The organism is Polynucleobacter bastaniensis, from assembly GCF_018882205.1.
GTDB lineage: Bacteria > Pseudomonadota > Gammaproteobacteria > Burkholderiales > Burkholderiaceae > Polynucleobacter > Polynucleobacter bastaniensis.
On sequence record NZ_JACVOU010000004.1, the window covers coordinates 289,707 to 314,547 of the forward strand.

Below are 24,841 nucleotides of genomic sequence, written 5' to 3' on the forward strand. Positions count from 1 at the left end.
GATAGATAAAGCACTTAAATCACTTTTGTGAATACCAATTCCAAACTACCTGAGATCCGCAAAGAGGCTTTTACTAAGGCTCGTGAGAAGCTGAGCCTAACTACCAAAGATCTTGGTGGAATAGCATGTCTGTCTACTCGCCAAATTGAGCAGATTGAAAGCGGTGAAACCAGCACCTTCTATAGCGCTCAAATTAAAGCAACTGCTGCCAAAAAAGTAGCAAAGCTGCTCAAGTTGAGTGACGAAGAGGCATTTGATTTCGGTGCAACTGCGCCTGAAACCTCAAGTGAAGTGCAGTTACCAATTGCAGAAGTGAAATTAACGGATGCTCCAAAGATTAAAGGCGCCAAAAAAGAGTCCTCCAAAAAGGCAGAAGCAAAAATAGAGGCCGTCCAAACTCAAGAGCAGGTGCAAGAGATTCAGTTGCCCGTAGAAGAAAAAAAGGTTCAGGAAAAAGAAGCCATCCTGAATCAAGACATCTCAAATCCAAAATCGACTTCACAAAAGAATCTGTTTCTTTGGTTAAGCGTGGCTGCAGCAGCGGCATTTGCAGTGGTTAATCTGAAGCCTTTATTTGTCGTAGAAAAACCAGCAGAAATCGTCCTTGTAAAAGAAGAAACCATAGAGCCTGTGCCAGCAGCTACGCCCGCGGAGCCGGCACCAGTAGCCCAAGCACCTGTCGTAGCAGCAGTAGTGATACCGCCAGCTCCCGCTGCCAGTGCTGAAGCCACGGGAGCATGCCCTGCTGAAGAGGGCATTATCAGCTATAAAACAGATGCGCCGCGCAAGGCGGCAGATATGGTTTATGTGCAGGTGAAATCAAAGCAAGTTATTTGCGTCAGTGATGCTTCTGGGAAGATGCAAAACAAGCTTATTGAGCCTGGCGGGGGAGCATCTTTTTATGGCAAACCTCCATTCAAAGTCTTCACTAGCGGTCTCGCTCAGGCTGACGTGTTTTTTCAGGGCGCAAAAGTGCGCCTGACAAATCTCAATTTCAAAACTTTAATATTAGAGGCCGCTGAAATAGTGGCTCCATCCGCAGACCGGACAGATTCTCAGCTACGCTAACCCTCGGAAGAGTTGGTGAGTTAGCGCATCGAATGCTAGTGCTTAAACTGCTGAATCGTTGGTTTCGCCAGTGCGAATGCGAATAGCCTGTTCAATTGGGCTAACAAAAATCTTGCCATCACCAATCTTGCCTGTGCGTGCAGCTTTAGTAATTGCCTCGATTACTGAATCCACGCGTTCATCAGCAACGACTACTTCAACTTTTACCTTAGGTAAAAAGTCGACTACGTACTCTGCGCCGCGATAGAGTTCGGTGTGCCCTTTTTGGCGACCAAAGCCTTTCACTTCGGTAACGGTCAGCCCGGTAACGCCTACTTCAGCTAAGGCTTCACGAACTTCGTCAAGTTTGAACGGCTTAATAACGGATGTGATTAGCTTCATATATTTCCCCTTAATATGGTAATCATACCTAGAACTGAAAACCAATGCCCTGTTACGCCCTAAATTGGGAGGTAATCGGGTAGCGCCAGTCACGCCCAAAGGCCCGGGTAGTGACTCGAACACCGGGAGGCGCTTGGCGACGTTTGTACTCATTGAGCTTAATGAGGCGGGTGACTTTTTCGACGCTGTCGGGATCAAAGCCGGCGGCAATCATTTGGGCAATAGATTGGTTTTGCTCCATATAACGCTCGACGATGCCATCCAATACTTCGTATGATGGCAAGCTGTCTTGATCGGTCTGATCAGGGCGTAATTCTGCGGAAGGGGCGCGAGTCAAGATCCGCTCCGGAATGATCTGAGCAATACTATTGCGATAAGCGCACAAACGGTAGACCAAAGTTTTAGCAATATCTTTAATGACCGCAAAGCCACCAGCCATATCTCCGTATAAAGTGCAGTAACCCACAGCCATTTCACTCTTGTTGCCTGTTGTTAAAACTAAGCGACCTGTTTTATTGGAGAGCGCCATTAAGAGAGTGCCGCGTACTCGTGCCTGAATATTTTCTTCAGTAGCATCGAGCTTTAGGCCTTTGAATTGCTCGGCTAAAGCATGCTCTAAAGCATCAACGGGTTCGCTAATCGGAATCTCATCATATTGAACACCCAGATTCTGAGCCATTTCTCTAGCATCAATCCAGGAGATGTCCGCGGTATAGCGTGAGGCCATCATGACGGCGCGAACTTTGTCTGCACCCAATGCATCTACTGCAATCGCTAGTACCAATGCAGAGTCAACTCCACCTGAGAGGCCGATGATGACTCCCGGGAAACGATTCTTCTGAACATAGTCACGCACACCTAGAACAAGTGCTTGGTAGGCCTGGGCTTCAACACTAGATGGAATTACCGTTACCCCTGGTTCTAAATCGCCGGAGGCGTTGACATCTACATAGCCAAGAGCAGTCTCAAATTGCGGCATGGTCATCACTACTTTGCCTGCGCTATTTAAAGCAAATGAGCCACCATCAAAAACCAGTTCATCTTGGCCACCAACTGCATTTACATAAACCAATGGCATCTTGCTAAGAGCAATTTGATTGCGCAGCACCTCAATACGTAAAGCTTCTTTTTGGAGGTGATAAGGGGAGGCATTCAGAACCAGTAGCACTTGGGCGCCAGCTGCATGAGCCTGTTTTGCTGGACCCGCATGCCATGCATCTTCGCAAAGAATGAGTCCATATTTGATGCTGGCATTTTCAAAGACGCAGGCTTCATGACCCGGCGTGAAATAACGCACCTCATCAAACACTTCATGATTGGGTAGTTCTTGTTTGGCATAGCCAGCAATGATCTTGCCATCACGAATGACTGAGGCATAGTTTTGTAAACCAGTCGCAGTTTTCTTAGGGTGGCCAATGATGACAGTTAACCCCGGAAATTTCTGGAGCTCCAGTATTAAACAACTGAGCTCTCGATCTGCTGCCTCAATAAAGGCTGGGCGCAATAATAAATCTTCTGGAGGGTAGCCGGTGAGCGAGAGCTCGGGCGTGAGAACTACTGTGGCGCCTTGTGCATAAGCATCTGCAGCAGCTTGGGAGATGAGCTGCGCATTGCCAGGCAAATCACCCAAAAGAGGGTTGATTTGCGCTAGGGCGATTTTTTGTGAGTTCACTCCGGTTAACGAGTTGAATATGAATTAGCTTTGATGCTCTTTGTTATACGCCTCAATACCTTCAAGAATTTCTTTATGGGCATCAGCAACACCACCCCAACCTTTAACTTTTACCCACTTACCTGGCTCGAGATCTTTGTAGTGTTCGAAAAAATGCTGGATTTGATTTAAACGTAATGGATTGATGTCTTCTGGTTTTTGCCAATGGGTATAAATAGGCAAAATCTTATCTTCTGGAACGGCTAACAATTTGGCATCTTGTCCGCCTTCATCTTCCATCATCAATACCCCAATTGCGCGACAACTGACAACCACACCAGGAATCAAAGGGAACGGAGTGATAACAAGCACATCAACAGGGTCACCATCACCAGCAATAGTTTTATTGATATATCCATAGTTGCATGGGTAATGCATTGCAGTGCCCATAAAGCGATCAACAAAAATAGCACCACTTTCTTTATCAACTTCATACTTGATTGGATCTGCATTCATTGGGATTTCGATGATGACATTAAAGCTTTCAGGGATTTTTTCCCCTGGTTTGACGTTGTCGAGACTCATTCATACTCCGGATAGTGATTAGTAAATACCCTGATTTTACAAAAGCGCTAGGGTAGTAATTCTGCTACATACTAATAAAGCATATAGGCTCCAGTTTATCGCTTTCAGAATTGGTCTGACATAGCTGGCAGATAAATACAATTTAGATCTAATTTATAAGGGGTTCAAGCATGGGTAATGTCACATTAGGCTTGTATTTTTCCTTGGCGTGCGGTGTTCTAGCCGTGATTTATGGCTTTGTGATGCGCGGATGGATATTGAAGCAAAGTGCTGGTAACGCAAAGATGCAAGAAATTGCTGAGGCGATCCAGCAGGGAGCTGCAGCTTATTTATCCCGCCAATACAAGGCGATTTCCATCGTTGGGGTAGTCCTCACGATCTTGATAGCACTGTTTCTGGATTTTGCAACGGCTATCGGCTTCGTTATTGGTGCGGTGCTTTCGGGTGCCTGCGGCTTTATTGGCATGAATATTTCGGTGCGGGCTAACGTCCGAACTGCGGAAGCGGCTACCAAAGGGATGAATGAAGCTCTTAATGTGGCATTTAAGGGTGGCGCTATTACCGGTATGTTGGTGGTAGGACTTGGCTTACTAGGTGTTGGCCTTTTCTTTATGTTCCTGATATCACTAGGAGCGGGTAAAGACCTATCATCGGTTTTACACCCTTTAATCGGTTTGGCATTCGGCTCTTCCTTGATTTCTATCTTCGCGCGATTGGGCGGCGGCATCTTTACAAAAGGTGCTGACGTAGGCGCGGACTTAGTTGGAAAAGTGGAGGCAGGCATTCCGGAGGATGACCCACGGAATCCTGCTGTGATTGCCGATAATGTTGGAGATAACGTCGGTGACTGTGCTGGTATGGCGGCTGACTTATTTGAAACTTACGCGGTGACACTAATTGCAACAATGGTGTTAGGTGCTCTCATGGTTTCTAGTGCATCAGCGGCTGCGGTGGTCTACCCGCTTTTACTGGGTGGAGTTTCCATCATTGCCTCGATTATTGGCTGCTCTTTTGTGAAAGCAACGCCAGGTATGAAAAATGTCATGCCTGCGCTGTATAAAGGTTTAATCATAGCTGGGGGCATTTCTTTAGTCGCATTCTATTTTGTTACCAATTTCATCATGCCTGACGATGCCCTGGGTATCCCAGGAAGCCAATGGCGTTTGTTTGGCTCCACTGTAGTTGGTTTACTGCTAACTGCCGGATTAGTCTGGATTACCGAGTACTACACGGGTACTCAATTTAAACCAGTACAACATATTGCTGAGGCTTCTACCAAAGGTCATGGTACTAACATCATTGCAGGCTTAGGCATTTCGATGAAATCGACTGCTTATCCAGTGCTGTTTGTTTGTGCCGCTATTTATGCAGCTTACTGGTTAGCAGGTATTTATGGAATTGCGATTGCAGCGACTGCGATGCTGTCTATGGCTGGCATTGTGGTGGCTCTTGATGCCTATGGCCCGATTACAGATAATGCTGGTGGCATTGCAGAGATGGCTGGCATGCCGCAATCGGTTCGTGACATTACAGATCCATTGGATGCGGTGGGCAATACTACTAAGGCCGTAACCAAGGGATATGCGATTGGTTCAGCAGGCCTTGCTGCTCTAGTTCTCTTTGCAGATTACACCCATGCGTTGGAGGCTATTGGTCAGCAAGTATCATTTGATCTCTCGGACCATATGGTAATCATTGGCCTCTTTATTGGCGGCATGATTCCATATTTGTTTGGTGCGATGGCAATGGAAGCGGTTGGACGTTGTGCTGGTGCTGTGGTTGAAGAGGTCCGCCGACAGTTCCGTGAGATCCCAGGAATTATGGAGGGCACTGCAAAACCCGAGTACGGCAAAGCAGTAGATATGCTGACCTCAGCCGCGATCAAGGAAATGATTGTTCCTTCACTTTTACCGGTGGTGGCTCCTATCGCGGTAGGTCTCTTGCTGGGACCCGCTGCTTTGGGTGGTTTGCTGATGGGCACCATTGTGACGGGCTTGTTTGTCGCAATATCTATGTGCACCGGTGGCGGCGCTTGGGATAACGCCAAGAAATATATTGAAGAAGGCCATTTCGGCGGCAAAGGTTCTGAGGCCCATAAGGCTGCGGTCACTGGTGATACTGTCGGCGACCCCTACAAAGACACTGCTGGTCCTGCAGTAAACCCACTCATCAAGATTATTAATATCGTGGCATTGTTGATTGTGCCGCTATTACCAGTGGTGAGCCGCTAATAATTTAGAGGAATAAAATGTAAGAAAAAAATGCCTAGCATTGCTAGGCATTTTTATTTGGCCCCTTGCTTAGTCTGTATTAATCTAAAGCCTCCAAGTAACGCTGCGCATCTAATGCAGCCATACATCCAGTACCGGCACTAGTAATCGCTTGACGATAGATGTGGTCCTGCACGTCGCCCGCTGCAAATACGCCAGGGATGTTGGTAGCAGTGGCATTACCTTCCAAGCCTGAGAGTGTCTTGATGTAGCCGTTGTTCATATCGAGCTGACCAATAAATAGCTCGGTATTCGGTTTGTGTCCAATTGCGATAAAGGCGCCGGTTACAGCGATATCTTCTGTACTGCCATCCGCTTTCTTAATACGTACGCCAGTGACACCTTTTTCATCACCCAAGACTTCGTCGAGCGTGGAGTTCAATTTGAGCTCGACTTTGCCTTCAGCCACTTTAGCCATGAGACGGTCATTGAGGATTGGCTCTGCACGGAATTTATCGCGCCGATGAATCACGGTAACCTTTTTGGCGATGCCAGTCAGATAGAGCGCTTCTTCAACAGCAGTGTTACCGCCACCAACTACGCACACATCTTGATTGCGATAAAAGAATCCATCACAGGTCGCGCATCCAGAAACGCCGCGACCCATAAATGCTTCCTCACTTGGAAGGCCAATGTATTGAGCAGAAGCGCCAGTGGAAATAATTAAGGCATCGCAGGTGTAAGTTCCCGAGTCACCAACTAAACGGATAGGTTTTTCAGTTAGAGCTGCAGTGTGAATATGATCAAAGATGATATTGGTGTTGAAGCGTTCAGCATGCTTTAAAAAACGATCCATGAGCTCTGGGCCTTGGACGCCATCTGGGTCAGCTGGCCAGTTTTCTACATCTGTAGTGGTCATTAATTGACCACCCTGTGCTAGGCCAGTAACGAGGGTGGGGCTCAAATTGGCTCGAGCTGCATAGACGGCAGCTGTGTAGCCAGCAGGGCCTGAACCGAGGATGAGAACTTTGGAATGTTTTGGGGTATCTGTAGTCATATTCAAATTATAGGATTGCTTGATTACAATCAGTAGAACATGGCTAGAACCGCATATCCGAAGTCCAAAACGCCTTTAGGCCTTCAGCCCCCTGAGAATCAAGGGCAGGGCAGGATGCCCCGCCTCCTTTTAGAAGCCCGTTGGTTTATCTCTCTTGGCCTTTGTTTGGGTTTATTGGCTATTTTGGTGACTTATTCCAAGGCAGACCCAGCTTGGTCGCATGCCAGCTTTGAGGCTCCCAGGAACCTGGGCGGACGTTTTGGAGCCTATTTGGCTGATTTATTGCTCTACATCTTTGGTATTTCTGCATTTTGGTGGGTCATGCTCTTTGGCCGCCGAGTTCTGAGTGGTTGGCGTGAACTTTGGAGCATTCCCCTTCCATTGGATCCAGAAGCTAAACCAGACTCCCTAGTCGTGCGTTGGTTAGGCTTTGGGCTGACTTTATTAAGCAGCATGGGTCTTGAGTCCATTCGCATGCATTCGCTGACCTGGGAGCTTCCTAGACCCCCTGGCGGTATTTTGGGCGAGTTGATTGGCGATCCTTTACAGATGACGCTAGGTTTTACGGGTTCTACCCTGGTGTTGTTATTCACTTTGTGTGCCGGACTGTCTTTATTCCTTCACTTTTCCTGGTTAGACATTGCTGAAAAAGTAGGTCGGACCCTTGAGCTCGCTTACAACCGTTTGCGTGAGCGTCGCGATAGCGAAGAAGATCGCAAGTTAGGTGAAGCAGCTGCTGAAGAGCGCGAAGAGTTCGTTGAAGAGTTTCGTGGGCGAGTGGAAATTGCTAAGCCGGTACAGATTGTTCGTGCCCCGGTAGAAATTCTGAAGAGCGCCCGTGTTGAACGTGAAAAACAGCAGCCACTGTTTGTGGATATTCCGGATTCCGAATTGCCTCCCTTGGCTTTATTGGATCCCGTCCCAGAAGTAAAAGAAACCATTTCAGCAGATGTATTGGAATTTACTTCTCGCTTGATTGAGCGCAAGTTGGCTGAGTTCAACGTCGAAGTGAAAGTGATTGCAGCCTATCCAGGTCCAGTAGTCACCCGTTATGAAATTGATCCTGCTGTTGGTGTAAAGGGTAGTCAGATTGTTAATCTCTCACGTGACTTAGCGCGCTCGCTAGGTGTAGTGAGTATGCGTGTAGTAGAAACCATTCCAGGCAAAACCTGCATGGCTTTGGAGTTACCAAATCCAACGCGACAATCGGTTTACCTCTCTGAGATTTTGAGTTCACAGGTTTATAACGATAGCCACTCTAACTTGACCCTTGCTTTGGGCAAGGATATTTCAGGTAGCCCGGTCGTTGCTGACTTGGCGAAGATGCCGCATTGCTTAGTTGCGGGTACTACTGGTGCAGGTAAGTCCGTTGGTATCAATGCGATGATTCTGTCCATTCTCTTTAAGGCGAAGCCTGATGAAGTGCGCCTAATCATGATTGATCCGAAGATGCTCGAGATGGCAATGTACGACAAGATCCCCCATCTCTTATGTCCAGTAGTGACTGACATGAAGCAAGCGTATAACGCTCTCAATTGGGCTGTAAATGAGATGGAGCGTCGCTACAAACTGATGAGTAAGTTTGGTGTACGTAACCTTGCTGGCTTCAATAAAAAAATCTTAGAGGCTGAAGAAAAAGGTGAGAAGCTTACTAATCCATTTAGCTTGACTCCTGATGATCCAGAGCCAATTTATAAAGCGCCGGTGATAGTCATCGTGATTGACGAGTTGGCAGACTTGATGATGGTCTCCGGCAAGAAGATCGAAGAGTTAATTGCCCGTATTGCTCAAAAGGCACGTGCTGCAGGTATTCATTTGGTCTTGGCAACGCAACGTCCTAGTGTAGATGTGATTACCGGTCTGATTAAGGCTAACGTACCGACCCGCATTTCTTTCCAGGTGAGTAGCAAGATCGATAGTCGTACGATTTTAGATCAACAGGGTGCTGAAGCCCTGCTGGGTATGGGCGACATGCTCTATATGGCGCCAGGTACCGGCTTACCGGTTCGCGTCCATGGTGCCTTTGTTTCTGATGATGAGGTTCATCGTGTGGTCGAGTGGCTCAAAGAGAAGAGTGAGGCTAACTACATTGATGGTGTTCTGGAAGGCGCTGACGAATCCACTATCGATGCCCTGACCGGTGAAGGCGGTGGTGAGGCTGATCCTTTGTATGACCAAGCAGTCGCTATTGTTTTAGAAAACAAGCGCCCATCGATCTCTTTAGTGCAGCGCCACTTGCGAATTGGTTATAACCGCGCAGCCCGCTTACTCGAGGATATGGAAAAAGCCGGCTTAGTTTCCAAGATGGGCAATGGCGGTAATCGTGAAATCCTCCATCGTTCTTCTGAATAAGGCTACTTCCTTGCGCAGATTTTTCTCAGTAGCAACAGCAATCTTTATTGGCTTTGCATGCTTTTCGCTTTCAAGCACTGTACTTGCTGAAGTTGAGAGTGGTGCCGAGCAGTTGCGTCAGTTCGTGCGTAACTCAAAAACTGCGGAGGGTGAGTTTGTGCAACAGCAGTTACGTGTACCCAAAGCAAATGAACCGCAAGATAAGGGTTTAAAGGTGGTTCGCCAAACGCAAGGGCGTTTTGTGTTTCAGCGTCCAGGCCGATTTATTTGGGATACCCAAAAACCATACGAGCAAAAACTGATTGCCGATGGCAAGCAACTTATCATGTGGGATAAGGATTTAAATCAAGCCACCTTTAGGCCTGCAGGTCAGGCTTTAGCAACTACTCCTGCTGCAATCTTATTTGGGGAGACTTCTTTAGATCAGCACTTTGATTTAGTTGAAGGCGAAGATCGTCTGGGTATGAAATGGGTTGCTCTTGTGCCCAAGAAAATCCCCAATACAAAAAATGGCAATGACTTGCCGTACACCAAGATCTCAGTCGGAATGGCTAATGGCTTACCCAAAGCACTAGAGCTCATTGATGGCCTGGGAAGTGTCGTCCTGGTCACCTTAGATAAGATTCAGCTCAACGTGAGCCTGCCTGCTAATCGCTTTACCTTTACGCCACCTGCTGGCGCAGAAGTCTTACGCTTAAACTAGTGTTCATACCCATTAACCAATAGAGCATCACATGATTGATCCGCAATTACTCCGCAAAGATATCGCAGCTGTTGCTGCCCGTTTAGCTACGCGTAAATTTCAACTTGATGTTGAGAAGTTCAACACCTTAGAGTCCGAGCGTAAATCCTTACAAACTCGCACTGAAGAATTGCAGGCCAAGCGTAACCAGCTGGCTAAAGCGATTGGCATGAAAAAAGGTAAAGGCGAAGATGCGGCTACCGAGATGGCTGAAGCAACGCAGATTAACGTCGATATGGAATCAGGTGCAGTACGCTTGGCGATATTGCAGGTAGAGATTGCTGATTTCTTGATGGATATTCCTAATTTGCCGGATGAGGCGGTTCCAGTCGGTAAAGATGAAGCTGAAAATAAGGAAGTAAAACGTTGGGGTACGATCCCCGAGTTTTCATTTCCTGTGAAGGACCATGTCGACTTGGGCGCGCCATTAGGTCTCGATTTTGAATCTGCTGCAAAAATTAGTGGCTCACGCTTTGTTGTTTTGAAGGGGCCTGTCGCCAGATTACATCGTGCATTAGCGCAATTTATGATCGACCTGCATACAACTCAACATAGTTACGAAGAGCTCTACGTTCCTCTCATGGTGAATGCTGCATCTATGCGCGGAACTGGTCAGCTGCCTAAGTTTGAAGAAGATCTGTTTAAGGTTCCTCGCCAGATGGGCGGTGAAGATGGAGCCGGTGAAGCAAAAGTTGAAAACTTTTACCTCATCCCTACCGCAGAGGTGCCCGTTACCAATTTAGTGCGTGACACCATTACTGCAGCTGAAGAGTTGCCACTCAAGTTTGTTGCGCATACCCCATGCTTTAGATCTGAGGCTGGAAGCTATGGCCGTGATGTACGCGGCATGATTCGTCAACACCAATTTGAAAAAGTAGAGCTTGTGCAAATTGCCAAGCCAGAAGAATCTATGCAGTTGCTTGAAGAATTAACTTCGCATGCAGAAAAAGTTTTGGAGCTACTAGAGCTGCCTTATCGAAAAGTATTACTCTGCACCGGTGATATGGGCTTTGGAAGTACAAAGACCTATGATCTTGAAGTCTGGATTCCATCGCAAAATGCTTATCGCGAGATTAGCTCTTGCTCGAATATGGGCGATTTCCAAGCTAGACGTATGCAGGCGAGATACAAATCTGGACAAGGAAAGCCAGAGTTGGTCCACACCTTAAATGGTTCCGGGCTTGCGGTTGGCAGAACTGGTGTAGCTCTTCTGGAGAACTGCCAGCAGGCTGATGGCAGTATTGCGATACCGAAAGCTTTGCGACCTTACTTGGGTGGTTTGGAAGTTCTCAGTCCAATCTGATTAAATTAAAACAGCCTGAATTTTTACACTGCTCGCATTTTTGGCTAAAACTTTATCTAGAGTGGCTAAGGATTTAGATTTAAGCTGCTTTGCTACGGCAAGGTGAAGGGCATCTCCAGCCCTCAGATTTGATTTGCTATTAACCACTAAGATTCCAGCTGAATAATAAACCTTGTTTTCGATCGGCAAGAGTTCGATATCGCTTTGACAGAGGCCATCAAACTTTTTCCAAGCCTCTCGACTTTGCTTAACAGTTATTTGGCTAGTTCTGACTTTAAGACTAAGTGCGCTAGAGAATTCGGTAAATGCCCAAGTTGAGGAGATCATCTTTGCTGAGCTATTTGTGTACCATTTAGCAACATCATCACTCTTTTGCTCTTTTATGCATAAGGCTACAAAAACGCTTGTATCAACATAAATCATTAATAGCGCGCCTCTGATCGGAGTTGATCCATTACCGATTTGCCCATCTTCAATGTATCTCTGAATGCTTTTAGTTCTGCTGCAATTGCTTTGCGATCCAATTTCTGTGGCCTGATAATTAATGAGCCATCTTTTGACAAAGTTGCCTCAACCTTGTCCCCATCTTTGAGTTGAATTTGCTTAATTAAGGTTGCCGGTATACGCATGGCGAGGCTATTTCCCCATTTCGATATTTGGATGTTCATGGTTTGGCTCTCTCTTAATATAGATATACATTTATGTATATCTATATTAATGTGCTTTGTTAACTATGTCTACTAAATTTCATAGGCAACATTGGCCGCAGGGGTTTATGTATCCGTAGCTATAATTACCCCTTGGTTCGGAGAGGTGGCAGAGTGGACGAATGTACTTGACTCGAAATCAAGCGTACTGTCAAAGGTACCGTGGGTTCGAATCCCACCCTCTCCGCCAGAATTGACCTAGAAGGCTTTATATATATGGCTCTATCTTTTTGAGCCTCTTCTACCCACCAGCCTACCCACCAGTAAAACATTGCTTTGGACAATCGAGGCGTAGATCAAGCCAAACGCCATGTTGTAGCCCAAAATCATATGGTTACGTGCCACCAATAAGGTGTGAATTTCAAAGAGTACCCCCAAAAATACCCCCAGATTTCATTCGTACAATTTGATTAAATTGTCTTCATATTCTGGAGGGGTTGCGATGGAAAAAGAATCATACACACGCAGTGAAATCTATGAACTTCTGTGGACTGAGCCGGCTACCAAGGTTGCGTTGCGGATTGGACTCTCCGATGTGGCCCTTGGCAAGTGGTGCAAGCAGTACGGTGTACCTAAGCCGCCATTGGGCTATTGGGCCAAGCTGGAGCATGGGAAGGTAACAGGAGAGAAGCCTCCATTAGAGCCTTGGTGGAACGAACATGATCCCCTGATCCATGTCCGCACTCGGGATAAAGCAATCATGGAGGCTAGGCTAAATAAGCCTGCTGAGCCTATTCCAGTTGTAGAGATTTACAAGGGTAATAAATTCCATGAAGAGATCGAGAAGACCTTCAAAGACTTCCAGATGGAAAACCATTCCAAATTTGGAAGATCAGAATCTAAGGCTGGCTTTGATGTCCAGATTGGACCACATAGCGTTCCACGGGTAAAGCGAATACTTCAGACCCTCATCAACGAATTCACCTCTCGCGGTTATCGGTTGGGTGGCTATCGTAAATATTCAAATCCAGAAGTTACCGCATTCATGAGAGATGATGATGTAGTGACAATTGAGTTCTATGAGGTAAGCACTAAACCACCCAAGCCCATGAAGAGAAAAAACAGTTGGACTAGCGGTGGACACACTCACTCATACATGATGGATATTGACTACATTCCATCTGGAAGGCTAGAGCTAAGAATTCGCCATAACGATATATACGGCTGGAAGATTATTAAGGATTCTGAAAAGACCAGCGTTGAGGAGCAGCTTGGGAAATTGATAAACCTCATTGCTGAACTTTCATTTGACGCCAAGATAGCGAGAGTGGAGCGAGAGGCTAGTGAGGCAAGGGAGCAGGCAGAGCGCAAGCGCCTAGCCGACATTAAATGGGCTCGGGAGGTAGATGCCTGGAAATGGGGTCAGCTCAAGGATGCAGCGGAGCGCTGGAACGAATTAGCCGTGCTTAGAGAGTTTGTTAAGGCCATCAAGAGCAACAGGGTTGTAAGGCGTAAAAATAAAGAAGAGCTAGGTGGTTGGATAAGTTGGGCGCAAGAGCAAATTAACGCGAGGGATCCGATTTATAAGGTGGCAAGCGGAATGAGTTTGCCTGGACAGAATGAGCCGATTAGAGATGATGGGTTCGATGAATAATTTTTTATGGGACTCTAGCTTATCAAATTAATGTAAGTTGATTCAATATTGATAGTCAGCTTATGTTTTTCATCAATCCACTTACTAAGCAATCTCTCGGTTTCATCTGGGTCGCGAAGTCTAGTGATCGTTTGCGAATTTTTTGTTCCAGGAAAAGAGTCGGTTAGCTGGAAAGCTGTGCTTTTGGTAAGAATATACCTAGCATGCAGATCATCACCCGTGCCAGCCTCACTACAGCACATATATTTGATTCCACAAGAAGGTGATTTATATCTTGCGAAGCATTTTTGGAGGGTATCAGCAAGCTTTGCTGTTGAATCCATATAGGGATGATCGCGTGTGTTATGAATTGAATATATAAGAATCTCCCCCAAGGGTTTAGTTTTGGTAAGTTCAAGGACTTTCTGAATAATTTTTGTAAATTCAGAAATTTCCCCGTTTGGGGTTAGGAGGTAGTTATGTCTATCAACAAATGCTACTTTTTCAGTATTTAAAATATAGTTTTTTAAAAGTGAAACTAAGTTTTCGGGGGTTAGCCTTACGTTTGCAGTGTCGTTAACATTTAGTAGTTTAATATCAAATTGGTCAAAATCCTGCACTCCATGCTGGTTCTTTCTAGCGCCTATAGCTACGCAATCTTGTATTTTGTCTTCTGGTAAAGATAGAAAATTTGGTTCCCAAGATAGATCATCTCTGTATGGAGAATTTAGCGATATGAAACCATTTTGAGACTGTAGGTGCGCAAAAAATTCATTTATTTTCTTTTCATCCCAATCATCCCAGTCATCAGTATTGATGGTTGAGTGCTCTAAATTGAATTTATGAATCCATTTCTTTCTAGGGAAGTCTGCAATAAAAATTCCTTGTGATGGACCTAGTTTGGTAAAAATTTTTAACCAATCTTTATATTTTTGAATTGCCAAAGGAGATAGGGCGAGAATTTTATTCATCATCAAATAAATCCTTGTAACGCTCATTGAAGAATCCGCCTGGCCATCTATCAATCAATTTTCCATCTGGAGTAAGTCTGAGTCGTTGAATCTTGGTGCTTCCGTCCGGCATAGGCTCAAAGTACAGAATTGAAACCTTTTCAAATGTAAGTGGCGAAAGGACCTCATCCTCTCTTTTATTAGAATTTTTAAGAAGCTTGAGAATTCTTAAAAGAATATGTTCTGAATGCGTTTCTATTAAACAAAATTGATCATGGTATTTGTAGTTTTCAACTGCCCTGATGATGGATTCACCAAGAGCACTTTGAAGAGCGGGGTGAAGGTGGAGTTCTGGCTGCTGAATTAGCGCTCTTCCGTCATGAGCAAGAGACGCAAGAACGGGTAGGATGTAGCCAATCCCGCTGCCCACATCCTCAATCTCAACATTTCTCTGGTGATTATCTGTTAAATAAAGCCTCACTATCTTCGCATAGTGTCTTGGATCCTCTACCCAGCTATCAATAATTTCCTGTAGATCTGTAAGGCAGAGTACTTCACCATTTAGCTGGTATCCATTGTCTTCAAATAAATCCTCTCGAAGCATCTCATTAATTTTTGATATTGGGTCTAGATCGCCCCAAGTAGTATTGATGGAAGCGGGAGTTTCTATTGTCTGATTATGCGCAACTGAAGCGCATAGATAGCTCCAATGTGGCTGAAGTTTATTTAATGTTTTAGCTAATACTTGGCGGGTAGTAGTGGAGCCAATATTTTGAACATAACCAATTTTCCCATCAATTTTTCTATGGGGCTCTCCTGAAATAATTGAAATTACTTCTTCGCTTGATGGGACAGTCCGAGATGCTTTAACAAGAGGAAGACTCTTATGATCTATAGAGAAGAAATGTTTGTTAAAAGCTAGCTTAAAAAACCCAACAATTTGCTGTGCCACAGCCTCTAATTGATTTAACGCAGCAATATCATCTAATGTTGATAGGGAATATATTTCGTGAGGAAACCATTGATTGGGATTCATGCCCTCTAATCTGGGTGCTAAATAGTAGGAGTAGCAACTATCTTGATGAATAATTGTTTTAAGTTTTTCTTTGAGGATATTTGTTGGATATAAGTCAATCCAATCGGCATCATGGATCTTGATTCTTGGGTCTGATTCACCTTCTGTAACAATTTCAAGAAATTTCCTCTCATCATTAGCAATGGTGAGCTCTGAAATTGACCAACCATAAAAATTACTTCGTTTAAATCCAATGAAAAACCTGAAATTTTTACCATCAAAATCTTCGGCCATGTCCCCCATCCATAGTGAGGCAACTGCAATATGTCTCAGCGATGTCTCATGCTCCATGCCGGTTAAATCGGGACGCCAGCCATCCTCAAATAAGAACTGCAAACCAAAGGCAATCTGATCATTACCCTTGCTGGCACTTTCTCTCCTCGCCCACCTATCAAGATACTCATTAATTTTTTTATTTTCATTTCCCCAATCATTGCTAAAAAGCAAATTCATGAGATCTAGGGCATCAAAAATTGCACTTTTACCCGCACCATTGGGGCCAAACATCAGAGTTAAATCTCTAATTGGAATAACAGCATGTTTCGATACTGTTTGAAAGTTCTCTAATTCAATTGCTGTAAGTTTTGGCATTTAGTTGGCGATGAAGCTTATGGTTGGATTTGATTGACTGATTTCTATTTCTAATTACTTGTAAGAATTGTCACTATCTAGATCTTACTTTGTGTAATTTGATTAATAGTGATTGCGATTTAAAATTTAGTACTGTATATTTGTACAGCTATAAATAAGTTTATTGGGCGATTGTTTCCCGTAAATTTATGAAGCTCATCCTATGAGCCTTTAGGTCGCAATACTGCATTCATCCTCACAACTATTGGATGAATGTATGTCAACTATTCGTCAGCACCTAGTATTTCTAACCGGGCATCGCATCAGTGCGAATACCTCAGCTGAAGAGATCGGTAGCTTAAGCAAGATTGGCGTAGCCATTGCCTTTGCGAGCTTCTTGGCCGCTTTGCAGTTTGGTATTGCAGGCTGGTTCTTGGCGATGGATCTACATATTGCCTTGCAGGCCTTGATGGCGCTTATTTTCGCCGGCATTGGCGCTGCAATTGTCTTGGTGCTTGACCGGAACTTTATCTACCTAGCTGATACAAGGTACGACGCAGATAAAAAGCTTACATACGTATACCTAGGAATTCGAATTTTTCTCATCACAGTAATTGGCTCACTCAGCAGTCAATTTACGATGCCGTTATTTTTAAAGTCTGAACTAGCAATCCATTCGCAGGATATGAAGGATGGACGCTTTACGGAGGCAAAAGAGCGTTATCAAGAAAAGTACGAATTAGCAGATAAGACTACCGGGCTGACCAATCTTGAGAGCAAGACTACTAAGCTCAGAAAAGAGATTTCCACATTAACGCCAGAGTTGGTTCGACAACGCGGCCAAGTTGGGCAATGTTTTGCTGACTACAGCAAGAAAACTAAAACCACATTTGCACCGGATTTAGACGAGACTGAAATTATTAGCCTATACGCCAAGGATAAGCGTGAATGTGAGCGGATTGATGGCATTTATCGGGAGAACTATCGCAACTATGTAGGTCCTAAGGAGGCTGAGCTTGCGCAAATGGCGGCGGCGATTACCCAGGCTCAAAGTGATATAGATACGGCAAAGAAAGATATTGCCCAAGATCTAGATAAGGCAACAAAGGTCAATGAGGCCTATATCAACATTGCCTCAGCTGATGTGCTTTCATCTCTGGTGCGCAACAATCCTGGCGCATTAATGAAATACGCACTTATTACTCTCTTGCAGCTGTGTTTAGAGCTCATGCCAATTTTGCTCAAACTGCAAGCAGGGCAGTCACCCCTGGGTCATCGGATAGCACTCTTTGCTTATGAGAATAAAACCAGGGCCGTAGGCCAAATTAATCTCAGTACTGCAAGGCGCCTAGATGCAGAAGCCCAAATTACGTTAGCAAAGCACGAACATGCTCTTGTAGACAAGGAGCAGTTTGCTAAGCGGCAAGAGTATGACTCATTGGTAGTAAAGCAAAAACTCACCCAAGACTTAGAGAACGAGCATTTGAGGCAAGAGTTAGAAGAGCTCAAGCGCCGGAGCAGTTCATATCTGAGAGCTCAGCACCAATTCACACAAACTTTTGCACAGGCTAGCGGCCAGTTTATGAGCCGTGTAGTAACGCCGGCAATGGAGTCTGTAAGTAAGCCATTCTCAGTAAAAACCGAGAATGAAAGCAAAGCTCTAGAGCAGGTTCACTCAACAAATGAAAGCGCAAAAGTATTTGAGTTTGGCGGTATCCATGGCTTAGGAGCAAAGGCGGCATCATGAAACTGGTGATAGCTGGATGCTTAGCAATGCTACTTGTAGGATGCTCAAACACGCCTCGCTACAACAGCTACAGCTATAGCAGTCCATATGTTGCGCCAACAAAACCTACGTATACAACTCAAACATATAAAGCGCCGGTAAAGAATACATATGTCAGCAACAATTCAAATGCGAACACATATAACCAACAAAAATCTACACAGAGAATGGCCGCGGCTGTAGGTACATCAACTGCACCCCAGACCCCTGTCACCGCACCTATGTTTGAGCGTTTAAGTTATGAAGATTTAGTACGCTTTGAGCCGGACTGCGAAAAAGGTACCGAGCAAGTTGCTTTATTGGAGGAGCAATTACGTCGCGGCCGCTTTTATACAGTCGATGGGGTGGAAGGCAATACCTACCCAGGAAAAATCAGTAAAAGCTATCACTCACTCGCCAAGTATCGAATTTGGTCTCTACGATTTGCATGCCAAGGTTCTGAAGTTAGTCGCGACTTTATAAAGGCAGATCTTCAAGCGAGCCCCAATCTGCCACCGACCTCAATACCACGTTGTTATTTTGAGGAAACGACTGAAGCAAAGACTGGATTTCAGCAGACTAATTATTTAGCTAGTGATCACAGGTCAAGCCGCAAAGAAATTTGCACCAACTTTCCTTATGTAGATGAAAAGCCATTCATTCGCGTAGGAGATCAAATGAGTATGAGCCCAAGACAACTTGTAAGCGGAGTTTCCAATTCAGCATTACGCAAATGGAGGGGCAATGTTTACCAACTTGTATCAAAAACAGAGATGCATTTAAACCAAGCAGTACGTTTTACCTTAGTGACCGTGAGGTCAGGTGTTAATCAATGGACTGTAGTCGATAAATTTTGAATCAATTTAATAAAAAGGAATCAACATCATGAAAAAGCAAATAAGCTTGCGAGTAATTGCAGCAAGTGGCGCGTTAGGTATGCTGCTAACAGCATGTGGAACTAATCCTGTGCAGCAAGCGCAAAATCAACAACAAGATGACTATCGTCAACAAGCCCGCGTTGCAAAGCAGGCGATAAGTGAGGCTCCAGCCTGGATGAGTAGGCTTCCCAAGGAGTCTGGTGTCATCTATGAAAATGGCACAGCGATTAGTAGCGACTTTTCAATGGCTGACCTCAAAGCTAAAACTATGGCCTATGTGAAGATCTGTACAGGGGCTGGCGGTAAAGTGCGCAGCCAAATGAAGATGTATCGAGCTGATAATGATGCAGCTTCTGTAGAGCAGTCAGAATTAACGGTACGCAGTCTTTGTCCGGATGTGGATATCTCTGGAGTGGAGACAGTAGAGATGAAGCATGTGGCTGAAGGTAATCGTATTCGCACTTATGTCTTAGTAGCTTTACCGCTGGGATCGAAAAACGTAGCTAAATCAGCTAAAGATATACAGAACCGCTCTGGTGAGGCCTTTAAGGAATTAGACAGCGTTACTAAAGACCAGGCAAGTCCAGCAGCAATAGTTACCCCTGTAGCTCCAGTAGTACAGCAGGTAGCGCCAGCTAAGGTGGATCAATTAAGTAAAGCACCAGCACCAGTATTGGCATCGCCGCCCTTATTAGCAAGTCCCAATACGCCAAGCAATCTTGATGAGCCATCAAAAGCTGAACGTACCCCAGCACCGCTTTCGCCAACTTCGACGCGACCTTTTGTTGCTCCTGCTACAAAGTTAGATGGCTCAGTGCTTGAGTCAGTCAAAGCGGTCGGAAACGATGCTGTTGTAGTACAGGGTGCCAATGGTGCAGACAAGCAAATAGGTCTCATTGGAGCAAAAAATCCAGAGTACCTTGCGCGTCGGGCAGAGGCATTGCAAAAACCTGGCGCTGTCATTGGGCAGGTGAGTATTGAGTAAGTTAGTTCATCCCTATAATGGATGACATCATGATTAATCATTTTGTTCATGCTTTAGCCTTTTCAGCAGCTAAACACAGAGATCAGCGCCGCAAGGACGTAGAGGCGTCTCCCTACATCAATCACCCAATTTCACTGGTCGATGTTCTTGTAAACGAGGGCGGTGTTCTAAATTGGGATGTTCTATGTGCCGCCTTGTTGCACGACACGATTGAAGATACCGAAACTACGGTTGATGAATTAACTAAAGAATTCGGAAAAAATGTAGCCTCAATTGTTTTGGAGGTCACTGACGATAAGTTGCTACCTAAAGCAGAGCGTAAGCTGCAACAAATTGCGCATGCTCCTCATTCCTCCCATGAGGCTAAGTTGGTTAAGCTTGCTGACAAGATCTGCAACCTTCGAGATATCTTGGCTTCCCCTCCAGCGGGATGGGATCTCAAAAGAAAGCAGGAATACTTCGAATGGGCAGCAGCAGTGGTTGCCGGTATTAGAGGATCAAATTCCAAGCTAGAGAAGATTTTTGATGCTTTGCTAGAAAAAGGCAGGGCTCAGCATCAATCTGAGTTGGGTACGTAAAAGCTTATGGCAAGTCTTAGCAAATCGAAGATCATTGCCCACCGCCAGTGCCCTAAGCGCCTATGGCTGCAAATTAATCGCCCTGAGCTCATCCAAATTAGTGCAGCAACCCAGGTCAGATTTGACGAGGGCAATAAAGTCGGCGACATCGCGCGTCAAAACCATCAAGGCGGCGTATTTATAGAGACGCTTAACCGAATAGAGGCTATCGCCCTAACTAAAGAGGCTATAGCGAAACACGAAACTATCTTTGAGGGCGCCTTTTTTGAAGAAGATGTCATGATTCGTGCGGATTTACTATTCCCAGAAAAAGAAAGCTATCGCTTGGTGGAGGTTAAATCTTCTACTGGTGTGAAGAGCTATCATGTTGATGATGTCACCGTCCAAAGTTGGGTGATGGAGAAAGCAGGTTGCACGCCTACGAGCATGGCCTTGGCTTACATCAATAATCAGTTTGTCTATCAAGGCGACGGTAATTACGAAGGCTTATTTGCTGAGGCTGACTTATCAAACCAGGTAAAGCCCAATATGCCTCAAGTGCAATCCTGGGTTGATGCTGCTAAAAAGACCTTATCTTCGCCGGTAGAGCCTGCGATTGCACCAGGTGAACAATGTACGAATCCATTTACTTGTGACTTTATTAACCACTGTTCCCCGCCAGAGGAAGGCGTGGAGTACCCAGTAGAGATCTTGCCTTATGGAAAAGCTATAGCCGCTGAATTAAGAGGTGATGGCTATAAAGATTTACGTGATGTGCCTGCCGAACGCTTGAGTAATCCCAAGCACCTCAAAGTCCATGCAGCCACCCTTAGTGGTCAAGCTATCTTAGAGATAGAAGCTATTAATCAAATACAAGCGTTGCCATATCCCCGGTATTACCTCGATTTTGAGACGATTGGTTTTGCTGTTCCCATCTGGGCTGGTACCCGCCCATATATGCAATTGCCGTTTCAGTGGTCATGTCATATTGAGCAATCGGATGGATCAATTACACATCAAGAGTTTTTAGATCTTTCTGGAAGCGATCCTAGAGAGATGTTTGCAAAAACATTGATAGAGGCCGTGTCTAAGGACGGGCCGGTAATTGTTTACAACGCAGGATTTGAAGGGGCGCGTATTAAAGAGTTGGCCGTAGCCTTTCCACATCTTTCTTCCGAGTTATTGACTATCCCTGAGCGATTCTTTGATTTGCTGCCACTGGCACGTAATCATTACTACCATCCTGACATGAAAGGCTCTTGGTCAATCAAAGAGGTTCTGCCTACGATCGCGCCTGAATTGGATTATTCAAACTTGGAGGTGAGTGATGGAGCTATGGCGCAAGAGGCGTATAAAGAAGCGATTCATACTCAAACTACTCCAGAGCGAAAAGAAGAGGTTCGGAATGCCATGCTTAAGTATTGCGAGCAGGATACGATTGCGATGGTTAAGATTGTGAAGGCTTGGAGTAGGCCTTGAGAAGACAAAGTGAAAATTGCAATTAACTTTTTTCGATCTGAGAATCTTTAATGAAGCCAACTGGATGGCCATTAACGCTATAGCCCGGTATTGGAAAGACGCTTCGAAGAGTGTCAGCAAACAATATAACGGCTCCCGTTTCTTTATTTATTAAACCTCGCTCAGTTTTAATCCACAATATTTTTTCGGGCAAAATTTCAGATACCGGTGTAGTTAAATGAGTTTGACTATTCGTTACTGCTGGCAATGACTCCGCCTTATGTGCGCCATACCTATGCATATGAAGATTATCTTCATCCCAAGGTTGTGATGAAAGCCAGCTCTCGTACTCGCGATTATTCTTTGATAGCGAAGATACTGGTTTATTGGTCTTGGAGGATGCTTTAGAGGCGCAATAACCTGAGCAGGTTTTGGTGCCGTTGTTGATGAATGGATTTTTGCAAAAACTACAGTATTGGATGTAATCTCGTGAAGGTTGTGAGACCTCATTTTTTATACTATTTAAGGTATTGCGTTGTTTTTTCTTGAGTTCAACCCTAACTGGAAGACTAAATTCCTTAATAAAGTCCTGAACTTTTCCTAGAGATTTGTTCCAGCTTAAATAATGCGCTAATAACAGGACGGCATTGCCTAATATCAGCTCATTCGAATTCGTTGCGTGCTTCAGAAATTTTTTATCTAATAGAGTCTCAAGGTGTTGTGATTCTTGATGATATGAAAGCAATAGACTCATCACAGTTACAAAATACAAATTATTTTCGCCATAAGTGGTACTTAAGTGACCATATATTGGACATATGGCCTCCTCAAGATCTTCCAATGACTCATCTATCGATAGATTGATAGGGCCTGAAAGGGCTACTAAAAGCTTTTCAGAAAGCTTATCGATATTCCCAATTTTTAATTTTTCAATAGATATTCTTGCGGCAAATTCAAGTGTATCCGACATTGAATTTGCTAATGACCTACCTAAAACTTTTTCAAAACTCCTTGTTATTTCATTTCTGAAGTGTTGGTTAAATTCACTCATTTTTTGTAGCCTGGCCAAGCTATCTCCCTTGCCGGCTTCGTTATTCTCGCTAGGGGTTCTTAGGTCGCAGCTGTCAAATTTGCCAGCACAGTGGGAGAAGAAGTGTGTTGTAGAGTGCTGAGATGGCACCCACATTTCTTTTTTAAAGACCTGCTCAAAATATTCTGGGCAAACTAGTTGATCATCTAAATTTTGACGATATTGAGCGGAATCCGCATAGACATTTTTTCGGTTAAGGAGGCTGTACGCATATTCCATTCAAATTTCTCTTGTTTGTCTGAGGTAGTTATGAATTGGTTTGGTTAGGCATCAATTTAGCCTGTAGAGCTTATTTTTTTAATTGACAAAACACAATGCAAGTCACCATAATCAACTTTACATCAAGAGATGGCTTTGTCGCCACAGCAACCTGCTAACGCTAGTAAGGTGCTAAAAAGATGAGACCCCTTTGGGGTAATCAAAAGCGACAAACCCACCACATTGAACTGACCCCATAAAGTTGGACAGTTTAGTTAGGTTAGCACGAGGGATTGAGTTCGGTATTGCACCGGGCTCAATCCCTTTAGTTTTTGTTTGATCCGATCATGGTTGTAGTAATGGATGTATTCCTTTAGCTGCGCCTTAAAGGATTGAACACTTTCAAACTTCTTTCGGTAAAAGAACTCGGTCTTCATAATCCCAAACCAGTTTTCCATCACCGCGTTATCTAAGCAATTACCTTTTCTAGACATGCTTTGGGTAATACCTTGTTTCTTTAATGCCTGTTGATAAAGCCCCATCTGATATTGCCAGCCCTGATCTGAGTGCAACATGGGTTTATCTTTTAGCCCCAGTTGTTTAAATGCGCTTTTGAGCATCTGCATCACTGAGCTAATCTGTGGCCGATCAGCAATCTCATAGGAGACGATCTCTAGGTTATATAAATCTAAGATCGGTGAGAGATACACCTTCTCACCCTTGATATTGAACTCGGTGACATCGGTCACCCACTTTTGATTAGGCTTGCTTGCTCCAAAGTTACGCTCTAATAAATTGGGAGCCGCTTTACCAATATTCGCCTTAAAGGACTGGTATCGCTTAGGCCTCACAGTCGATTTAAGTCCTAGCTGAGTCATGAGCTTTTGTACTGTCTTGTGGTTTAAATATTGCCGTTGATTGCGCAGCTCTAAATGCACCCGCCGATAGCCATAACGCCCCTGGTGGGCATTAAAGATCTGGGTAATGCGATCTTTAGCCAACTCATAAGGATCGGGTTCATGACTACTACTGGCTTTAAGCCAGTAGTAGTAAACGCTTTTAGCCATTTTGGCGATGAGTAGTAAATCTAGTAAACGGTAATGCGGCCTTAGCTCAGTAATTACTTGGGCTTGCTCTCTTTTGCTGCTTTGCTCTGAGCTAAGGCTTCTAACTTTTTTAAGTAGGCAGCCTCCGTTTCGGCATACTCCAAACGTCGTCGCAACTCTGCCGGCGTGAGTTCTGAGATAGGCTTTTTGAGTAATGCTTTGATATTAAATTGGGACATAGGCGGTTGTCCTCTCTGTCGATTGGCAAGGGCTGTAATACCGCCTTCATTGTAGAGTTTTTGCCATTGCAAAATCGAACCCATACTACCAATCCCAAAGTGGGCAGCAGCTGGCCTAGCTGATATCTGATGCACAGCCATGTACTCGAGCACCTGCAGTTTGAACTGCTGGGGATAGCGTTGGTATCTGGGATTGAGGCCGCTATGGCCATGTGCTTGATAAGCTAAGGCCCATTTGCGGACATCTGAGTGACTGATCTCAAATAGGTGACTTACCCGCTTAAGACCGCCTGACTCTAAAAACTCTTTAACCACCTTTAGCTTGAACTGCTTGCTGTACTTGCTCATAAAACAAAACCCCCTTGGTTGGACATAACGTCCAACTTTTGGGGGTCAGTTCA

General features: G+C 44.8%; 21 protein-coding genes, 1 tRNA gene and 1 riboswitch. Of the genes, 12 read left to right on the forward strand and 10 right to left on the reverse strand.

Going from position 1 to position 24,841, the window contains the following annotated elements; translation table 11 throughout:
* The first annotated feature begins 27 nt into the window (after positions 1 to 27).
* On the forward strand, positions 28 to 1,068 hold the full coding sequence (locus tag ICN22_RS09235; protein ID WP_216170423.1) for a hypothetical protein: 1,041 nt from the start codon (positions 28 to 30) through the stop codon (positions 1,066 to 1,068).
* Between the two features lie 42 nt (positions 1,069 to 1,110).
* Here the strand turns inward: ICN22_RS09235 and glnK are convergent, their stop codons facing one another.
* From glnK to ppa, 3 genes are read right to left on the reverse strand one after another with little or no spacing between them, the layout of a single operon-like run.
* The gene (gene glnK / locus ICN22_RS09240) at positions 1,111 to 1,449 is read right to left on the reverse strand and encodes a P-II family nitrogen regulator (RefSeq protein WP_216170424.1); all 339 of its coding nucleotides are present in this window, start codon (positions 1,447 to 1,449) and stop codon (positions 1,111 to 1,113) included.
* Between the two features lie 52 nt (positions 1,450 to 1,501).
* Positions 1,502 to 3,121 carry an NAD+ synthase gene (locus tag ICN22_RS09245; protein ID WP_216170426.1) on the reverse strand — a complete coding sequence of 540 codons (1,620 nt, stop codon included), beginning with the start codon at positions 3,119 to 3,121 and terminating at the stop codon, positions 1,502 to 1,504.
* 24 nt (positions 3,122 to 3,145) lie between these two features.
* On the reverse strand, positions 3,146 to 3,685 hold the full coding sequence (gene ppa, locus ICN22_RS09250; RefSeq protein ID WP_216170428.1) for an inorganic diphosphatase: 540 nt from the start codon (positions 3,683 to 3,685) through the stop codon (positions 3,146 to 3,148).
* 170 nt (positions 3,686 to 3,855) lie between these two features.
* On the opposite strand from ppa, the gene ICN22_RS09255 reads away from it, so the two are divergent.
* Complete coding sequence (locus tag ICN22_RS09255; RefSeq protein WP_216170430.1) at positions 3,856 to 5,916, forward strand: sodium-translocating pyrophosphatase; 2,061 nt, start codon at positions 3,856 to 3,858, stop codon at positions 5,914 to 5,916.
* Positions 5,917 to 5,995: 79 nt separating this feature from the next.
* Here the strand turns inward: ICN22_RS09255 and trxB are convergent, their stop codons facing one another.
* Entirely contained in the window at positions 5,996 to 6,952 is a 957-nt protein-coding gene (gene trxB / locus ICN22_RS09260; protein ID WP_216170432.1) for a thioredoxin-disulfide reductase, read from the reverse strand.
* A 114-nt stretch (positions 6,953 to 7,066) separates the two neighbouring features.
* Between trxB and ICN22_RS09265 the strand changes: the two genes are divergently transcribed.
* Genes ICN22_RS09265 through serS form a run of 3 tightly spaced genes read left to right on the forward strand, consistent with a single transcriptional unit; the run spans position 7,067 to position 11,349 of the window.
* Entirely contained in the window at positions 7,067 to 9,304 is a 2,238-nt protein-coding gene (locus ICN22_RS09265; RefSeq protein WP_439650993.1) for a DNA translocase FtsK, read from the forward strand.
* Positions 9,264 to 10,007, forward strand: coding sequence for an outer membrane lipoprotein periplasmic chaperone LolA (gene lolA, locus ICN22_RS09270; protein WP_216170435.1), 744 nt, complete (start codon positions 9,264 to 9,266; stop codon positions 10,005 to 10,007). Before ICN22_RS09265 ends, lolA begins: the two co-directional genes overlap by 41 nt.
* 31 nt (positions 10,008 to 10,038) lie before the next feature.
* Positions 10,039 to 11,349: a serine--tRNA ligase gene (serS, locus tag ICN22_RS09275; protein ID WP_216170437.1), complete on the forward strand. Its 1,311-nt coding sequence runs from the start codon at positions 10,039 to 10,041 to the stop codon at positions 11,347 to 11,349.
* Here serS and ICN22_RS09280 read toward each other — a convergent pair whose 3' ends face one another.
* Together ICN22_RS09280 and ICN22_RS09285 are read right to left on the reverse strand one after the other, a co-directional pair.
* Entirely contained in the window at positions 11,350 to 11,772 is a 423-nt protein-coding gene (locus tag ICN22_RS09280) for a type II toxin-antitoxin system VapC family toxin (RefSeq protein WP_216170439.1), read from the reverse strand.
* Entirely contained in the window at positions 11,772 to 12,017 is a 246-nt protein-coding gene (locus ICN22_RS09285) for an AbrB/MazE/SpoVT family DNA-binding domain-containing protein (protein ID WP_216170441.1), read from the reverse strand. Before ICN22_RS09285 ends, ICN22_RS09280 begins: the two co-directional genes overlap by 1 nt.
* Positions 12,018 to 12,156: 139 nt before the next feature.
* Between ICN22_RS09285 and ICN22_RS09290 the strand changes: the two genes are divergently transcribed.
* Both ICN22_RS09290 and ICN22_RS09295 read left to right on the forward strand, forming a co-directional pair.
* Positions 12,157 to 12,246, forward strand: a tRNA-Ser gene (locus ICN22_RS09290).
* A gap of 252 nt (positions 12,247 to 12,498) precedes the next feature.
* Positions 12,499 to 13,650 carry a hypothetical protein gene (locus ICN22_RS09295; protein ID WP_216170443.1) on the forward strand — a complete coding sequence of 384 codons (1,152 nt, stop codon included), beginning with the start codon at positions 12,499 to 12,501 and terminating at the stop codon, positions 13,648 to 13,650.
* Positions 13,651 to 13,664: 14 nt separating this feature from the next.
* Here ICN22_RS09295 and ICN22_RS09300 read toward each other — a convergent pair whose 3' ends face one another.
* Complete coding sequence (locus ICN22_RS09300) at positions 13,665 to 14,603, reverse strand: hypothetical protein (RefSeq protein ID WP_216170445.1); 939 nt, start codon at positions 14,601 to 14,603, stop codon at positions 13,665 to 13,667.
* Positions 14,593 to 16,245, reverse strand: coding sequence for a DUF3696 domain-containing protein (locus ICN22_RS09305; protein WP_216170447.1), 1,653 nt, complete (start codon positions 16,243 to 16,245; stop codon positions 14,593 to 14,595). Before ICN22_RS09305 ends, ICN22_RS09300 begins: the two co-directional genes overlap by 11 nt.
* Before the next feature lie 256 nt (positions 16,246 to 16,501).
* Between ICN22_RS09305 and ICN22_RS09310 the strand changes: the two genes are divergently transcribed.
* The 5 genes from ICN22_RS09310 to ICN22_RS11150 are packed head-to-tail and all read left to right on the forward strand — an operon-like array spanning position 16,502 to position 21,888.
* The gene (locus ICN22_RS09310; RefSeq protein ID WP_216170449.1) at positions 16,502 to 17,971 is read left to right on the forward strand and encodes a DUF4407 domain-containing protein; all 1,470 of its coding nucleotides are present in this window, start codon (positions 16,502 to 16,504) and stop codon (positions 17,969 to 17,971) included.
* Positions 17,968 to 18,846: a hypothetical protein gene (locus ICN22_RS09315; protein WP_216170451.1), complete on the forward strand. Its 879-nt coding sequence runs from the start codon at positions 17,968 to 17,970 to the stop codon at positions 18,844 to 18,846. The genes ICN22_RS09310 and ICN22_RS09315 overlap by 4 nt, the downstream gene beginning before the upstream one ends.
* 28 nt (positions 18,847 to 18,874) lie before the next feature.
* Positions 18,875 to 19,852 (forward strand): hypothetical protein, encoded by a 978-nt coding sequence (locus ICN22_RS09320; RefSeq protein ID WP_216170452.1) that lies wholly within the window; start codon positions 18,875 to 18,877, stop codon positions 19,850 to 19,852.
* A 32-nt stretch (positions 19,853 to 19,884) separates the two neighbouring features.
* A complete protein-coding gene (locus ICN22_RS09325; RefSeq protein ID WP_216170486.1) occupies positions 19,885 to 20,430 on the forward strand; it encodes an HD domain-containing protein in 546 nt (181 codons plus the stop codon).
* A 6-nt stretch (positions 20,431 to 20,436) separates the two neighbouring features.
* Positions 20,437 to 21,888, forward strand: a complete 1,452-nt coding sequence (locus tag ICN22_RS11150; RefSeq protein ID WP_255533913.1) for a DUF2779 domain-containing protein — start codon at positions 20,437 to 20,439, stop codon at positions 21,886 to 21,888.
* Positions 21,889 to 21,910: 22 nt separating this feature from the next.
* On the opposite strand, the gene ICN22_RS09335 is transcribed toward ICN22_RS11150, so the two are convergent.
* Both ICN22_RS09335 and ICN22_RS09340 read right to left on the reverse strand, forming a co-directional pair.
* Entirely contained in the window at positions 21,911 to 23,176 is a 1,266-nt protein-coding gene (locus ICN22_RS09335; protein WP_216170453.1) for a hypothetical protein, read from the reverse strand.
* A gap of 114 nt (positions 23,177 to 23,290) precedes the next feature.
* A riboswitch (SAM-I-IV-variant riboswitch) is annotated at positions 23,291 to 23,389 on the forward strand.
* Positions 23,390 to 23,430: 41 nt separating this feature from the next.
* A protein-coding gene (locus ICN22_RS09340; RefSeq protein WP_439650972.1) for an IS3 family transposase occupies positions 23,431 to 24,788 on the reverse strand; the annotation gives its coding sequence in 2 pieces (ribosomal slippage) (positions 23,431 to 24,326 and positions 24,326 to 24,788; 1,359 coding nt in all).
* Positions 24,789 to 24,841: the final 53 nt, after the last annotated feature.

What these genes read in the sequence shown, in the direction of transcription:
- lolA (WP_216170435.1), top strand. Translation starts at nt 9,264, where the DNA reads ATGGCGGTAATCGTGAAATCCTCCATCGTTCTTCTGAATAAGGCTACT.
- ICN22_RS09285 (WP_216170441.1), bottom strand. Translation starts at nt 12,017, where the DNA reads ATGAACATCCAAATATCGAAATGGGGAAATAGCCTCGCCATGCGTATA.
- serS (WP_216170437.1), top strand. Translation starts at nt 10,039, where the DNA reads ATGATTGATCCGCAATTACTCCGCAAAGATATCGCAGCTGTTGCTGCC.
- ICN22_RS09300 (WP_216170445.1), bottom strand. Translation starts at nt 14,603, where the DNA reads ATGATGAATAAAATTCTCGCCCTATCTCCTTTGGCAATTCAAAAATAT.
- ppa (WP_216170428.1), bottom strand. Translation starts at nt 3,685, where the DNA reads ATGAGTCTCGACAACGTCAAACCAGGGGAAAAAATCCCTGAAAGCTTT.
- ICN22_RS09335 (WP_216170453.1), bottom strand. Translation starts at nt 23,176, where the DNA reads ATGGAATATGCGTACAGCCTCCTTAACCGAAAAAATGTCTATGCGGAT.
- ICN22_RS09265 (WP_439650993.1), top strand. Translation starts at nt 7,067, where the DNA reads ATGCCCCGCCTCCTTTTAGAAGCCCGTTGGTTTATCTCTCTTGGCCTT.
- ICN22_RS09320 (WP_216170452.1), top strand. Translation starts at nt 18,875, where the DNA reads ATGAAAAAGCAAATAAGCTTGCGAGTAATTGCAGCAAGTGGCGCGTTA.
- glnK (WP_216170424.1), bottom strand. Translation starts at nt 1,449, where the DNA reads ATGAAGCTAATCACATCCGTTATTAAGCCGTTCAAACTTGACGAAGTT.
- trxB (WP_216170432.1), bottom strand. Translation starts at nt 6,952, where the DNA reads ATGACTACAGATACCCCAAAACATTCCAAAGTTCTCATCCTCGGTTCA.
- ICN22_RS11150 (WP_255533913.1), top strand. Translation starts at nt 20,437, where the DNA reads ATGGCAAGTCTTAGCAAATCGAAGATCATTGCCCACCGCCAGTGCCCT.
- ICN22_RS09315 (WP_216170451.1), top strand. Translation starts at nt 17,968, where the DNA reads ATGAAACTGGTGATAGCTGGATGCTTAGCAATGCTACTTGTAGGATGC.
- ICN22_RS09305 (WP_216170447.1), bottom strand. Translation starts at nt 16,245, where the DNA reads ATGCCAAAACTTACAGCAATTGAATTAGAGAACTTTCAAACAGTATCG.
- ICN22_RS09310 (WP_216170449.1), top strand. Translation starts at nt 16,502, where the DNA reads ATGTCAACTATTCGTCAGCACCTAGTATTTCTAACCGGGCATCGCATC.
- ICN22_RS09255 (WP_216170430.1), top strand. Translation starts at nt 3,856, where the DNA reads ATGGGTAATGTCACATTAGGCTTGTATTTTTCCTTGGCGTGCGGTGTT.
- ICN22_RS09295 (WP_216170443.1), top strand. Translation starts at nt 12,499, where the DNA reads ATGGAAAAAGAATCATACACACGCAGTGAAATCTATGAACTTCTGTGG.
- ICN22_RS09280 (WP_216170439.1), bottom strand. Translation starts at nt 11,772, where the DNA reads ATGATTTATGTTGATACAAGCGTTTTTGTAGCCTTATGCATAAAAGAG.